This window comes from Mycobacterium dioxanotrophicus (genome assembly GCF_002157835.1).
In the GTDB taxonomy this organism is placed as follows: domain Bacteria; phylum Actinomycetota; class Actinomycetes; order Mycobacteriales; family Mycobacteriaceae; genus Mycobacterium; species Mycobacterium dioxanotrophicus.
Genome location: NZ_CP020809.1, coordinates 2,077,025 through 2,091,298 on the forward strand (window position 1 = coordinate 2,077,025; position 14,274 = coordinate 2,091,298).

The window sequence follows — 14,274 nt, forward strand, 5'->3', positions numbered from 1 at the left end:
ACCTCATTCCCTGCGTAGCAAGTCGAGTCGTTTGTCCTGCGGTATCAGCGGCATGTTCAGCACGTGTGCCACCGCTTTGGCCGGGTCGATGCGGATGTAATTGGACTGGCCCCACTGGTATTCGTCGCCGGTGATCTCGTCGCGCACCCAGAACCGGTCGTAGGACTCCATCCCGAGCGCCTCCATGTCGAGCCACAGCGTGGACTCCTCGGGGGCGAATGCGTTGAGCGTCACCACCACCAGCACCGTGTCGCCGGTGATCGGGTCGAACTTGCTGTAGGCCAGTAGTGCGTCGTTGTCGATGTGGTGGAACGTCACGTTCCGCAGCTGGCGCAGCGCTGGGTGCAACCGGCGAATCTCGTTGAGCCGCGTGAGGAATGGCTCGAGCGATTCCCCCGCATCCAGTGCTGCCTCGAAATCGCGGGGACGCAGCTCGTACTTCTCCGAGTCCAGGTACTCCTCGCTGCCCTCACGCACCGCCCGATGCTCGTAGAGCTCGTAGCCGGAGTACACCCCCCATGTCGAGCTCAGTGTCGCGGCCAGCACCGCGCGGATGGCGAACATGCCGGGGCCGCCGTGCTGCAGGCTCGCGTGCAGGATGTCGGGGGTGTTGACCCACAGGCTCAGCCGCGCGCAATCGGCGTATTGGGCGATCTCCTTGCCGAACTCGGTGAGTTCCCACTTCGATGTGCGCCAGGTGAAGTAGGTGTAGGACTGCGTGAAACCGAGCTTGGCCAGCCCGTAGAGCCGTGCCGGCCGGGTGAACGCCTCGGAGAGGAACAGCACGTCGGGGTCGTCGTTCTTGACCTCGGCGATCAACCACGCCCAGAAGTTCGGCGGTTTGGTGTGCGGGTTGTCAACCCGAAACACCTTGACACCGTGGGATATCCAGTACCGCACCACCCGCAGCACCTCGTGGTAGAGGCCCACCGGGTCGTTGTCGAAATTGAGCGGATAGATGTCCTGGTACTTCTTCGGCGGGTTCTCGGCGTAGGCGATGGTGCCGTCGGGCAACACCGTGAACCACTCCCGGTGAGACTTGGCCCACGGGTGGTCGGGCGCGCACTGCAGGGCGAGATCCAGCGCCACCTCCAGGCCCTGGTCCCGTGCGGCAGCGACGAACGCGTCGAAGTCGTCGATGGTGCCCAGGTCCGGATGCACGGCGTCGTGACCGCCTTCGTCGCTACCGATCGCCCACGGCGACCCGACATCACCGGGGGCGGCGGTGACAGAGTTGTTGCGGCCCTTGCGGTGCACCTTGCCGATCGGATGGATCGGCGGGAGGTAGACGATGTTGAAGCCCATCCGCGCGATCCGGGGCAGGGCGCCGGCGGCGGTGGCGAACGTGCCGTGCACGGGATGCCCGTCGGCGTCCCAACCGCCGGTGGAGCGCGGGAACATCTCGTACCACGAGCTGAACCGGGCCAGCGGCCGATCCACCCATACGCCGTACCGCTCACCGCGCGTGAGCAATTCGCGCAGCGGGTACTGCGCCAGCAGACCAGTTACCTGCTCGGACAACGCGGCACCGGCACGGGTGAAGGGATCCCCTGGCTCGCGCAGCGCGGCCGCGGCCGACAGCAGCGGTTCGCGCAGGTCATGCGGCATGCCGGCGGCCGCGCGCTCCAGCAGCCGCGCGCCGACCAGCAGATCGTTGGACAGTTCTCCCTCGCTCTGCCCGGCCTCGAGCTTCGCCTCGACCGCATGGCGCCAGGTGGCGATGGGATCGCCCCAACCGTCCACCCGGAAGGTCCACAGGCCCACTCGGTCGGGCGTGAACTGGCCATGAAACACATCGGGGGTGCGGCCCGGGGCCATCGGCAGCGCCTGCGGTTTGATCCGCGCGGCGGGAGCCACCACGTCCTGGATCGGCACGGGCGGCGGTGCCGGGGTGGGTCCGTCGGCCAGTCGTGGGTAGTCCGTGCCGTGGTAGCGCACCACCAGGGTGGCCGCCACCTTGTCGTGGCCTTCGCGCCACACCGTCGCACTCACCGGCACCACTTCGCCGACGACGGCTTTCGCGGGGAAACGCCCACCGGATATCGCTGGCGCGACGTCGTCGATTCCGATACGACCGGCCACCCGTCACTCCTCACGTTGGATAACGCTGTTTCATTGCACTGCCCTGTCGCGTCCAGTACCCACCGTAGTGGCCGGTCGAACCTGGCGGGGTGGAAGCCGTGCACGTGTTGATTTCCCTTTGCGCAGGCCTGCGGGGGTGTGGATTTGTGTGGTCCAGGGCTCATTGCCTGCGAGATCGCGATTTGTCAGTAAGGTGATGTCGCGTGAAAGCCCTCCGACGGTTCACTGTCCGCGCCCATTTGCCAGAGCGGCTGGCGGCTCTGGAGCGCCTGTCGATCAACCTGCGCTGGTCGTGGGACAAGCCCACCCAGGATTTGTTCGCCGATATCGACCAGTCGCTATGGAAATCCGCCGGCGGCGATCCGGTCGCGTGTTTGGGCGCTGTCAGCCCCAAGCGGCTCGACGAGCTGGCCGGTGACGAGTCCTTCTTGAACCGTCTCGACGGTCTGGCCGCGGATCTGGACAACTACCTGACCCGGCCGCTGTGGTACCAGCAGCAGGCCGACGAGGGCGTCGAGATGCCCAAGGGCATCGCGTACTTCTCGATGGAGTTCGGTGTTGCCGAAGTGCTGCCCAACTACTCGGGCGGTCTGGGCATCCTGGCCGGTGACCACCTGAAATCGGCGTCGGATCTGGGTTTGCCGCTGATCGCCGTCGGGCTGTACTACCGGTCCGGCTATTTCCGGCAGTCGCTGACCGCCGACGGCTGGCAGCACGAGAACTATCCGGCGCTGGATCCGCAGGGCCTGCCACTGCGCCTGTTGATCGACGCGGCAGGCGACCCCGTGACGGTGGCGCTCGCGCTGCCCGATTCCCGTGAGCTGCGGGCCCAGGTGTGGATCGCCCAGGTGGGCCGAATCCCGTTGCTGCTGTTGGATTCCGACATCCCGGAGAACGAGCACGACCTGCGCGGGGTGACCGACCGGCTCTACGGCGGTGACCAGGAACACCGGATCAAGCAGGAGATCCTGGCCGGTATCGGCGGAATCCGGGCCATCCGGGCGTTCATCGAGGCAGAGAATCTGCCCGCGCCCGAGGTGTTCCACATGAACGAGGGCCACGCCGGTTTCCTCGGGCTCGAACGGATCCGCGAGCTGGTCGCGGCCGGGCTGGACTTCGACACCGCGCTGACCGTGGTGCGGTCCTCGACGGTGTTCACCACCCACACCCCGGTGCCTGCAGGTATCGACCGGTTCCCGGTGGACATGGTCAAGCGGTACTTCGGCAGTTCTTCCGATGAGCAAGGCGAATCGCGACTGCTGCCCGGGGTGTCGCTCGACCGGGTCATCGCATTCGGTGCCGAGGACGATCCGTCGAAGTTCAACATGGCCCACATGGGTCTGCGGCTCGCGCAGCGGGCCAACGGCGTATCGCTGCTGCACGGGCGGGTGAGCCGCGAGATGTTCAACGAGCTGTGGCCGGGATTCGACCCGAACGAGGTGCCGATCGGTTCGATCACCAACGGCGTGCATGCCCCGACGTGGGCGGCGCCGCAGTGGGTGGCGCTGGGCCGCGAGCTCATCGGCTCCGATGATCTCGGGTCGCTGCGCGAGCCCGCCCTGTGGCAGCGCCTGCAGGAGGTCGACCCGGGGCACCTGTGGTGGATCCGGTCGCAGCTGCGTGAGACGCTCATCGCCGACGTACGTGACCGGCTGCGTCGGTCCTGGCTGGAGCGCGGCGCCTCCGATGCGGAGTTGGGCTGGATCGCAACGGCTTTCGACCCGTCGGTGCTGACCATCGGGTTCGCCCGGCGGGTGCCGACCTACAAGCGGCTGACGCTGATGCTGCGCGATCCGGAGCGGCTGGAGGCACTCCTGCTCGACGAGCACCGCCCCGTGCAGCTGATCGTGGCAGGCAAGTCGCATCCGGCCGACGACGGTGGTAAGGCGCTGATCCAGCAGATCGTCAAATTCGCCGACCGGCCCGAGGTACGGCACCGCATCGCGTTCCTTCCCGACTACGACATGTCGATGGCCCGCTTCCTGTACTGGGGCTGCGACGTGTGGCTGAACAACCCGCTGCGGCCGTTGGAGGCCTGTGGCACATCGGGTATGAAGAGCGCGCTCAACGGCGGACTCAACCTGTCCATCCGCGACGGCTGGTGGGACGAGTGGTACGACGGAGAGAACGGATGGGAGATTCCGACCGCCGACGGGCTGCTCGACGAGGGACGCCGCGACGACCTGGAGGCCGCCGCACTGTACGACCTGCTGGAGAAAGCGGTCACCCCGAAGTTCTACGAGCGCAACGAACATGGGGTGCCCACGCGCTGGGTCGAGATGGTGCGCCATACCTTGCAGGAGCTCGGTCCGAAGGTGCTCGCCTCGCGGATGGTCCGCGATTACACCGAGAAGTACTACCTGCCTGCCGCACAGTCGCTGCGCAAGACCGTCCAGCCGGCCTCGGGTGAACCGTTCGGCGCCGCAGCGGAACTGGCCGACTACCGGCGCCGCGCGCAGTCGGCCTGGTCCAAGATCGAGATCACCGATGTGGACAGCTACGGGTTGCCCGACACGCCGCTGCTGGGTTCGCAGCTCACGCTGACCGCAACTGTGCAACTGGCGGGGCTGGCCCCTGACGAGGTGGTGGTCCAAGCCGTGCTCGGCCGCGTCGACGCCACCGACTCGATCACCGAACCGGTCACGGTGCCGATGACCCATACCGGGACGGCCGATGGCGGCAACGAGGTGTTCTCGACCACCACGCCGCTGCCGGTGGCCGGGCCGGTGGGCTACACCGTGCGCGTGCTGCCGCATCATCCGTTGCTGGCCGGCGACAACGAGCTCGGACTGGTGACGCTGGCTTGAGCCGGGCACTCAAAGTCGCTGTCGACGGCGGTCCGTACGCGCTGACGGCGGGCCCCGACGGCGCCATGTGGGTCACGCTGGTGCACGCCGGGGCCGTCGCGCGGATCTCCGCCGGCGGCGAGGTCACCGTCCACGCGGTGGGTGAGGGTTCGCGGCCGTCGATCATCACCGCGGGTCCTGACGGGGCGCTGTGGTTCACCCGCAGCGGGGACGACCGGATTGGTCGAATCTCTGCTGCGGGGGAGCAGTCGGAGTTTGAATTGCCCTCCGGCAGCGCCCCTTTCGGCATCGTCGCGGGGCCGGACGACGCGTTGTGGTTCACCGCGATGACCTCAGGGGTGATCGGCAGGATCAGCACCGACGGCGAGATCACCACCGAGGCGACGGTGGGTGGCATGCCGTCGATGATCACCCGCGGTCCCGACGACGCACTGTGGTTTACCCTCAACGAGGGGAATGCGATCGGCCGGCTGACGGCCCGCACGCGAGGAGGACAAGAAAACTCCCGCACGCGAGGAGGACAAGAGGGTGGGGGCACGCTTACCAAGCGTCAACTGCCCACGCCCGCAGCGGGTCCGGTCGGTATCGCGGCGAGCCACGACGATGCCGTGTGGTTCACCGAGATCCGCGCCGACAAGTTGGGCCGCATCCCGATGAACGATGCCATCCAGGAACTGGATCTGCCCGGCAAACCGCACGCCGTGGTCGCCGACCCGTCCGGCGGGGTATGGGTAAGCCTGTGGGGCGCAGATCAATTGGCGAGGGTCAGCGACGACGGTGAGGTGATCACGGTCGACCTGCCGTCGGGCAGTGAACCGCACGGTCTGGCGATCGGTCCGGACGGTGCCGCCTGGGTGGCGCTGGAGTCCGGCTTCGTGCTGCGCATGCCGAACTGAATTCTCCCCGGCGGTCAGTCGAATCGCTTGAAACAGCGCTCGGCGTCCCCGAGCACACCCAGCCGGAACGCGTCGATGCGGGAGAAGCCGGACGGCACCGATTCGCCGTTGACGTCACTGGCCACCAGCCCATTGGTGAGGATGCCCGACACCGCCTCGTCGATGTCGCCCGCGGTCAGCACGATGCTGTCGCCGTTGCCGAGGGTCAGGCTCTTGCTGAGCTTGGCGTTGGCGACACCGGTCAGGCACGCGGTCCGCAGGGCGGCTTTCGCGTTGTTCAGCGGTACGGCGCGCGTGTTCTGCAGCGACAGCATGTACCGCGACGTCAGCACCGAGAAGGCGGTGTTGTCCCCGCTGGCCGGGGCCATGGCGCCGTCGTCCTCGTTCTTGACGCCCATCGCCGCGAGGTCGTTGAGGTCGACGACGATGGTGTTGGTGGCCGGGCAGTACGAGGCCGGCGGGCTGGGCCTGGCATCGGGGCAGGTCTTCGCCTGGTCGGTGGAGAAACTGAGCTTCGGCGGTTTGGCCGGTTTGAATATCGTGTTCAACGCGTCGACCATGGCGCGCACCCACTTCTCGGTGATGGGCAGTTCGCCGGACTGATCCTCGGGTAGCAGCACCGGAAGGTCCCCGCGGCGCTGCTTGATCTCCTTGACGTCGATTGCCGCGCACGCCGAGGGGCCATCGGTGAAGCCGAACTGGAACGCCGAGACCCGCTCGAAGGCCGAGCCGTGCTCGTTGGCGCCGGCTTGCGCGTCGTCCTCGCTCTGCAGCGGGTCCCGGAACGCGATCACCGCGGCCAGCACATTGTTGAGCCCGTCGCCGGTGTTGAGCGTGAACCGGGGGGAGTTGCCCTCGGCCACCCAGCGCATGTACGTGCCGGCCAGGCAGTCGGCCTGCTGCTCGGACACGAGCGTCGGGGTGCCGCGGGTGATGAGTTTGGCCTGTTGCTGCACCGAATGGCCGTATTCGTGGGCCAGCACCAGGACGGCGGCCATGTCGCCGCCGTCCTTGCGCAGCGACGGCATCAGCACGCCACGATCCCAGCCGATGCTGCGGTCGAGCTTGCAGAACGCCGCGTTGACCAATCCGTAGGTGCTCTCGCCGCAGAACTCGCCGTCGTAACCGTGCGCGTCCCAGGAGATCAACTCGGACACCGGTTCGAACGATCCGTCGAAGGAGTCTGAGTAGGCGTTGTGCCAGAAGTCCTCGATGTCGCTGACGGCGTCGCCCGCCAGCTTGTCGACGTCGCCGTTGTCGGTGCCGGTGACGTCGCGTGAGCCTGCCTCGGCGTTGGGCCGCAGCCCGCTGGGTCCGTCGGTGGCGGGCATGCCTGCCACCGAGAACGGATCGGCGAACACCGAGACGGGATTGCCCTGCAACACCGTTGAGCAGGACAGGACCGGCAGTACCGCGCACGCGGCGATCGCGATGCGGGCCAGACGCTGTCGACTCATGGAGCTACAGGATAGTGAAAACCCGCAATCTCAGCTGCCGCCACGCAATCGGCGCAGGGCTTGGCGCACCCGATCGCCGTCGGTGGTGGACCAGAACGGCGGCAGCGACGCGCGGAGGTATCCGCCGTAGCGTGCCGTCGCCAGCCGGGAGTCGAGCACCGCGACCACCCCGCGGTCGTCGGTGTGGCGCAGCAGTCGGCCCGCGCCCTGGGCGAGCAGCAGCGCGGCGTGGTTGGCGGCCACCGCCATGAAGCCGTTGCCGCCGCGGGCACTGATCGCCCGTTGCCGCGCGGTCAGCAGCGGATCGTCGGGCCGGGGGAACGGAATCCGGTCGATCAGCACCAACGACAGCGACGGCCCTGGCACGTCGACGCCCTGCCACAGGGACAGGGTGCCGAACAGCGAGGTTTCGGGATCGGCGGAAAACTGTTGTACCAGAGCAGAAGTGGTGTCGTCGCCCTGGCACAACACGGGGGTGTCGAGGCGTTCGCGCATGGCCTCGGCGGCGGCCTTCGCGGCCCGCATCGAGGAGAACAGACCCAGCGTGCGACCGCCCGCAGCGGTGATGAGACCTTCGATCTCGTCGAGGGTGTCGTCACCGGTGCCGTCGCGGCCGGGTGGCGGTAAATGCTTGGCGACGTACAGGATTCCCGATTTGGCGTGTTCGAAGGGCGAGCCGACGTCGATGCCGCGCCAGCCCGGCGTGGCCGCGCCCTCGGAGTCGTCCGGTTTGGCCAGACCCCATGCCCTGGCCATGGCGTCGAAGTTGCCGCCCAGGCTCAGGGTGGCCGAGGTCAGCACGGCGGTGGTGTGGTCAAAGAGCCTGGTGCGCAACAACCCTGACACGGTCAGCGGGGCCACCCGCAGGATGGTCCGGACGCTCCCGCTGCCGCTGTTGGTGCTCCTCGCGTGCGCGCCCTCCTCGTGGTCGAGCCACACCACATCGGTACGGTCCGGGATGGCCGGGACGAACGACGACAGGATGCGGGAGGCGGTGTCGTCGACGTCGGATAGTGCGGTCACGACCTCGTTGCGGGCGACCGCGGCTTTCGGATCGCTCGGTGAGGTGTCGATCGCCATCCTGGCCTTGTTGGCAGCGTCGCGCAGCGCGGTCAGATAAGTGGCCAGCTCGTCGTCGAGCACATCGATGCGGCCCGGCTCGGTCTCGTGCAGCAGTGAGGACAGCGTCGCGATGCTCGCCTCGAAACGTTCTGCGAGTTCGGGATCCACGAGTCGCGCGGCTCGTCGGTGCGCCACGGCCATCGACGTCGGGGAGAGCTCGGCGGTGGCCACGCCCGTGACACGGTCGGCGAGTTCGTGGGCTTCGTCGACGATCAGCAGTTCGTACTCGGGCAATACGGCGAAATCGGAGAGGGCATCGATGGCCAGCAGGGCGTGGTTGGTCACCACCACATCGGCGGCGCCGGCCAGGCCGCGAGCCCGCTCGGCGAAGCAGTCGGTGCCGTACTGGCAGCGTGACACCCCGAGACACTCCCGCGCCGAGACGCTGACCTGGCTCCAGGAGCGGTCCGGTACACCCGGGGTCACCTCGTCGCGGTCGCCGGTCTCGGTTTCCGAGGACCAGTCCATCAGACGCTGCACGTCACGGCCCATGGCGCTGATGGCCATCGGCGAGAACAACTCGTCCTGCGGACGGTCCTCTGGTTCGCCGGCTCCGTTGTGGATCTTGTTGAGGCACAAATAGTTACCCCGACCCTTCAGCAGCGCGAAGGTGGGGCGGCGGGGGAGCGCACCGGCCAGTGACTCCACCAGCCGGGGCAGGTCGCGGTCCACCAGCTGGCGCTGCAGCGCGATGGTGGCGGTCGAGACCACGACCGGCTGCTCGGTTGCCAGCGCGTGTGCGATCGCCGGGACCAGGTAGGCAAGGGACTTGCCGGTGCCGGTGCCGGCCTGCACGGCCAGGTGCTCACCGGATTCGAAGGCGTGCGCGACAGCCTTCGTCATCTCGATCTGACCGGTGCGGCGTGCGCCACCCAGTCCGTCGACAGCGACCGCGAGCAGGTCGGTGATGTCGTTGGGGAAGTCGGATTCCGGCGTGGGAGCTCCTAACGATCCTGGGCGGGCACCATGCGGGTGCCGATGGCAGGTTCGCCGCGGGAGAGCTTGAGGCCGTCCCACGGCAGGCTGTGCAGTCCGGCGGTGACCCGCTCGCGCGCGGCGGAGAGTTCTGCGGCAGGGGTGGCGTCGGACACCGGCTCGCCGCCGGTCACCAACGGCACGGTGAGTGTGCGCGCGGTCAGACCGGACGGAGTCGGCGGCGGCTGCCCGTACGGGTGGATGACCTCTTCGACGATGGTTCCTGACGCCTTCGCCAGCCGGAGGGCCTGCTTGCGGCCGCCGTGCGACTCCTTGAGGCTGCTGCGTTTGGCCACGCCGATGCCGTCGACCTCGACGAGCTTGTAGACCATGCTGGCGGTGGGCGCTCCAGAGCCGGTCACCACCGAGGTGCCGACGCCATAGCTGTCGACGGGTTCAGCGCGCAGGGCCGCGATCGCGAACTCGTCGAGATCGCCGGAGACCACGATGCGCGTCGAGCAGGCGCCCAGCCCGTCGAGCTGGGTCCGCACCTGGCCTGCCAGCACACCCAGATCGCCGGAGTCGATGCGGACCGCGCCGAGCTCGGTCCCGCCAACCGCGATCGCGTTGGCAACGCCCGTGGTGATGTCGTAGGTGTCCACCAGCAACGTGGTGTCGGTGCCTAGCGCGGCCACCTGTCCGCGGAACGCCGCCTGCTCGTCGGGGCCCGCCGCGGTCGTGTGCAGCAGCGTGTAGGCGTGGGCCGCGGTGCCCATCGTGGGCACGCCGTAGCGGCGCTCGGCCTCGAGGTTCGAGGTCCCCGCGAACCCGGCGAGGTATGCCGCGCGGGCCGCGGCGACGGCCGCCTGCTCGTGGGTGCGCCGCGAACCCATCTCGATCATCGGCCGGCCCGCCGCGGCGGAGGTCATCCGGGCCGCGGCCGAGGCGATCGCCGTGTCGTGGTTGAAGATTGACAGCACCAGGGTCTCGAGGATCACGCACTCGCCGAAGCTGCCGTGCACGGAGAGCACCGGCGAACCGGGGAAGTAGAGCTCGCCTTCGGCGTAGCCGTCGACGTCCCCGCGGAACCGGTAGTCGGCGAGATACGCCAGTGTCGCATCGTCGAGGAAGTCCAGCGTCGCCAGAGCGGTATCGTCGAACCTGAACTGCCCCAAGGCTTCGACGAACCGTTGGGTACCCGCAACCACGCCGTATCGGCGTCCCTCGGGCAGCCGGCGGGCAAAGACCTCGAACGTGGTCTGACGGTGCGCGGTACCGTCGCGAAGTGCAGCGGCGAGCATGGTCAGCTCGTACTTGTCGGTGAGCAACGCGACCGTCACAGCAGCAACCGTAGCCGTTTCCGGGTTTGGGGATCTCGCCGGTATTGTGAGCCCATGGTTACACCGGCGAAGGCCCGTCCGGGTACCCGGGAAGAAGTTGACGTCGCCGGGGCCGAGGCCACCGACAGTCCATGGGTGACCATCGTGTGGGACGACCCGGTAAATCTGATGACGTACGTGACCTACGTCTTCCAGAAACTCTTCGGCTACAGCGAACCGCACGCCACCAAGCTCATGCTGCAGGTGCACAACGAGGGCAAGGCGGTGGTGTCGGCGGGCAGCCGCGAATCCATGGAGGTCGACGTGTCGAAACTGCACGCCGCCGGGCTGTGGGCGACCTTGGCGCAGGACCGCTGATCGACGGTGCGCAAATGGAAGCGGATCCAAACCGCTGACGGCCCGCGGTTCCGGTCGTCGTTGGCTGCCCACGAAGCCGTCTTGCTGCAGAACCTGGTGACCTCGTTGCTGGGCATGCTCGAGGAGCGCGAATCCTCGGCGCCGACAGACGAACTGCACGCCATCACCGGCATCCGGACCGGGAACCCGCAGCCACCGCAGGACGACACGCTGCGCCGGCTGCTACCCGACTTCTACCGGCCGGCCACCGAGCACCCCGCCGGCTCCGGCACCGCCGAAAGCCTCAACAGCGCGCTGCGCGGGTTGCATGAGCCCGAGATCATCGACGCCAAACGCGATGCGGCACAACGGCTGTTGGGCACGCTCCCGGACGGCGGCGGCAAGTTCGAACTGACCGAGAGCGACGCACAGGCCTGGGCCGCCTCGGTCAACGACGTGCGCCTGGCGCTCGGCACCATGCTCGACATCAGGCCGGACGGCCCGCACCGGCTGTCGCAGGAGCACCCCATGGCCGGGCACCTCGACGTGTACCAATGGCTCACGGTGCTGCAGGAGTACCTCGTGCTGGGACTCATGGGCAAGTAGATGGGCTCGATCTCCGACGTCGGCGGCATCCTGGTCGGCCACCACCACCGCATCGACCAGGACGTCACGTTGGGTGCCGGTTGGGCCTCGGGCACGACCGTGGTCCTGGCCCCGCCGGGCACGATCGGCGCCGTCGACGGTCGCGGTGGCGCGCCGGGTACGCGCGAGACCGATCTGCTCGACCCGATCAACACCGTCCGCCACGTCGACGCCGTCGTCCTCTCCGGCGGCAGCGCATACGGCCTGGCCGCAGCCGACGGTGTGATGACCTGGCTGGAGCAGCAGGATCGCGGCGTCGCCATGGACGGCGGGGTGGTTCCCATCGTTCCGGCCGCGGTGATCTTCGATCTGCCCGTCGGCGGGTGGGCGAACCGGCCGACCGCCGAATTCGGCTACGCCGCCGCGGCCGCGGCGGGTGCCCAGTTCGGTCTCGGCACGGTCGGGGCCGGGGTGGGTGCGCGGGCCGGGGTACTCAAGGGTGGTGTCGGCACGGCGTCGACCGTGCTGCCCGACGGAGTGACCGTTGGTGCGCTCGTGATCGTCAATGCCGCAGGCGACGTCGTCGACCCGGCAACCGGGCTGCCCTGGATGACCACACTGACCCACGAGTTCGGCCTCGTCGCGCCGCCGGCGAATCAGCTCGCCGCATACGCCGATCTGCACACCGAACTGAGCCCGCTCAACACCACCATCGCAGTAGTCGCGACCGACGCCGCGCTGAGCAAGGCCGCATGTCGGCGCGTCGCGGTGGCCGCCCACGACGGGCTGGCCCGCACCATCGCGCCGTGCCACACCCCGTTGGACGGCGATACGGTGTTCGCGCTGGCCACCGGCGCGGTGACGGTCGAGCCGGACCCGAAAACCCCGCCGGCGATGTCGCCCGAGACCATGCTGGTTGCCCGGATCGGCGCTGCGGCGGCGGAGGTGTTGGCCCGGGCAGTCCTGGTCGGAGTCCTGGCCGCGGATGCGGTGGCAGGAATACCCACCTACCGTGACATGTTGCCGGGAGCGTTCGGATGAAGGGAGCCGTCCAGTGTTGGTGATACGCCGTGACCTCGTCGAGGCCATGGTGGCCCATGCGCGGGCGGACCATCCTGACGAGGCATGTGGGGTGATCGCCGGACCCGAGGGTTCCGACCGGCCCGACCGGTTCATCGCGATGGTCAACGCCGAGCGTTCGCCGACGTTCTATCGGTTCGATTCGGGTGAACAGCTCAAGGTGTGGCGCGCGATGGACGAAGCCGACGAGGTGCCCGTCGTCATCTATCACTCACACACCGCGACCGAGGCGTATCCGAGCCGCACCGACATCGCCTACGCGTCGGAGCCCGATGCACACTACGTGCTGGTCTCGACCCGCGACCCGAACCAGCATGAACTACGCAGCTACCGCATCCTCGACGGCGTCGTCACCGAAGAGCCCGTCCAGATCGTCGAGCAGTACAGCAACAAGGAGCAAGTGTGACCGTTAACGTCTCGATCCCGACCATCCTGCGTCCGCACACCGGCGGGCAGAAGCGGGTCAGCGCCTCCGGCGACACGCTGGCCGCGGTGATCAGCGATCTGGAGGCCAACTACTCGGGCCTGTCCGAGCGGCTCGTCGATAACGGCAAGCTGCACCGATTCGTCAACATCTACGTCAACGACGAGGACGTGCGATTTTCCGGCGGCCTGGACACCGTGATCGCCGACGGCGACTCGGTGACCATCCTGCCTGCTGTCGCCGGCGGGTAACGCATGGCCAGACACGATTCGCTGCTGCAGGCTCTCGGTGATACTCCGCTGGTCGGACTGCAGAACCTCTCACCCCGCTGGGATGACGGTGACGACGGAACACCGCACGTGCGGCTGTGGGCCAAACTCGAAGACCGCAACCCGACGGGCTCCATCAAGGACCGGCCCGCGCTGCGGATGATCGAGCAGGCCGAGCGCGACGGGCTGCTGGAGCCCGGCGCCACCATCCTGGAACCGACCAGCGGAAACACCGGTATCTCGTTGGCCATGGCGGCCCTGCTCAAGGGCTACAAGATGATCTGCGTGATGCCGGAGAACACCTCGATCGAGCGGCGCCAGATCCTGGAGCTGTACGGCGCCAGGATCATCTTCAGCCCCGCCGAAGGTGGCTCCAACACGGCCGTCGCCACCGCCAAAGAGCTTGCCGCGCAAAACCCTTCGTGGGTGATGCTGTACCAATACGGCAACCCGGCGAACACCGACGCGCACTACTGCGGCACCGGTCCCGAGTTGCTGGCTGACCTTCCGGAGATCACCCACTTCGTCGCCGGGCTCGGGACCACCGGCACGCTGATGGGCACCGGTCGCTTCCTGCGCGAGAAGGTCCCCGGTGTGCAGATCGTGGCCGCCGAACCGCGTTACGGCGAGGGGGTGTACGCGCTGCGCAACATCGACGAGGGGTTCATTCCCGAGCTCTACGACCCCGATGTGCTGACCACCCGGTTCTCCGTCGGCTCGTACGACGCCGTCAAACGGACCCGCGACCTGGTGACCCGCGAAGGCATCTTCGCCGGCATCTCCACGGGCGCGGTGCTGCACGCCGCGCTGGGTATGGCAGCCAAGGCGGTCAAGGCCGGTGAGCGCGCGGACATTGCGTTCGTGGTGGCCGACGCCGGATGGAAGTATCTGTCGACCGGTGCCTACGCCGGTAGCCTGGATGACGCGGAGGACGCGTTGGAAGGGCAGTTGTGGGCATAGA

At 68.0% G+C, this 14,274-nt stretch carries 12 protein-coding genes; 8 read left to right on the top strand and 4 right to left on the bottom strand.

What is annotated here, in order from left to right:
• Positions 1 to 3: 3 nt before the first annotated feature.
• Positions 4 to 2,082 (bottom strand): alpha-1,4-glucan--maltose-1-phosphate maltosyltransferase, encoded by a 2,079-nt coding sequence (locus tag BTO20_RS10030; protein WP_087075469.1) that lies wholly within the window; start codon positions 2,080 to 2,082, stop codon positions 4 to 6.
• A gap of 203 nt (positions 2,083 to 2,285) precedes the next feature.
• On the opposite strand from BTO20_RS10030, the gene BTO20_RS10035 reads away from it, so the two are divergent.
• Together BTO20_RS10035 and BTO20_RS10040 are read left to right on the top strand one after the other, a co-directional pair.
• Entirely contained in the window at positions 2,286 to 4,889 is a 2,604-nt protein-coding gene (locus tag BTO20_RS10035; protein WP_087075471.1) for a glycosyltransferase family 1 protein, read from the top strand.
• Positions 4,886 to 5,785, top strand: coding sequence for a Vgb family protein (locus tag BTO20_RS10040; protein ID WP_087075473.1), 900 nt, complete (start codon positions 4,886 to 4,888; stop codon positions 5,783 to 5,785). Before BTO20_RS10035 ends, BTO20_RS10040 begins: the two co-directional genes overlap by 4 nt.
• A gap of 14 nt (positions 5,786 to 5,799) precedes the next feature.
• On the opposite strand, the gene BTO20_RS10045 is transcribed toward BTO20_RS10040, so the two are convergent.
• From BTO20_RS10045 to BTO20_RS10055, 3 genes are all read right to left on the bottom strand, one after another.
• Positions 5,800 to 7,242 carry a neutral zinc metallopeptidase gene (locus tag BTO20_RS10045; protein ID WP_087075475.1) on the bottom strand — a complete coding sequence of 481 codons (1,443 nt, stop codon included), beginning with the start codon at positions 7,240 to 7,242 and terminating at the stop codon, positions 5,800 to 5,802.
• Positions 7,243 to 7,272: 30 nt separating this feature from the next.
• On the bottom strand, positions 7,273 to 9,207 hold the full coding sequence (locus tag BTO20_RS10050) for an ATP-dependent DNA helicase (protein ID WP_269770340.1): 1,935 nt from the start codon (positions 9,205 to 9,207) through the stop codon (positions 7,273 to 7,275).
• 101 nt (positions 9,208 to 9,308) lie between these two features.
• The gene (locus BTO20_RS10055; RefSeq protein ID WP_269770361.1) at positions 9,309 to 10,664 is read right to left on the bottom strand and encodes a nicotinate phosphoribosyltransferase; all 1,356 of its coding nucleotides are present in this window, start codon (positions 10,662 to 10,664) and stop codon (positions 9,309 to 9,311) included.
• A gap of 9 nt (positions 10,665 to 10,673) precedes the next feature.
• On the opposite strand from BTO20_RS10055, the gene clpS reads away from it, so the two are divergent.
• From clpS to BTO20_RS10085, 6 genes are read left to right on the top strand one after another with little or no spacing between them, the layout of a single operon-like run.
• A complete protein-coding gene (gene clpS / locus BTO20_RS10060) occupies positions 10,674 to 10,976 on the top strand; it encodes an ATP-dependent Clp protease adapter ClpS (RefSeq protein ID WP_029371899.1) in 303 nt (100 codons plus the stop codon).
• A 6-nt stretch (positions 10,977 to 10,982) separates the two neighbouring features.
• Positions 10,983 to 11,561: an oxidative stress transcriptional regulator AosR gene (aosR, locus tag BTO20_RS10065; RefSeq protein WP_087075478.1), complete on the top strand. Its 579-nt coding sequence runs from the start codon at positions 10,983 to 10,985 to the stop codon at positions 11,559 to 11,561.
• On the top strand, positions 11,562 to 12,581 hold the full coding sequence (locus BTO20_RS10070) for a P1 family peptidase (protein ID WP_087075480.1): 1,020 nt from the start codon (positions 11,562 to 11,564) through the stop codon (positions 12,579 to 12,581).
• Complete coding sequence (locus tag BTO20_RS10075) at positions 12,526 to 13,026, top strand: Mov34/MPN/PAD-1 family protein (protein ID WP_198344319.1); 501 nt, start codon at positions 12,526 to 12,528, stop codon at positions 13,024 to 13,026. Before BTO20_RS10070 ends, BTO20_RS10075 begins: the two co-directional genes overlap by 56 nt.
• Positions 13,023 to 13,295: a MoaD/ThiS family protein gene (locus BTO20_RS10080; protein ID WP_087075484.1), complete on the top strand. Its 273-nt coding sequence runs from the start codon at positions 13,023 to 13,025 to the stop codon at positions 13,293 to 13,295. The genes BTO20_RS10075 and BTO20_RS10080 overlap by 4 nt, the downstream gene beginning before the upstream one ends.
• Positions 13,296 to 13,298: 3 nt before the next feature.
• On the top strand, positions 13,299 to 14,273 hold the full coding sequence (locus BTO20_RS10085; RefSeq protein WP_087075487.1) for a cysteine synthase: 975 nt from the start codon (positions 13,299 to 13,301) through the stop codon (positions 14,271 to 14,273).
• The last annotated feature ends 1 nt before the right edge of the window (position 14,274 follow it).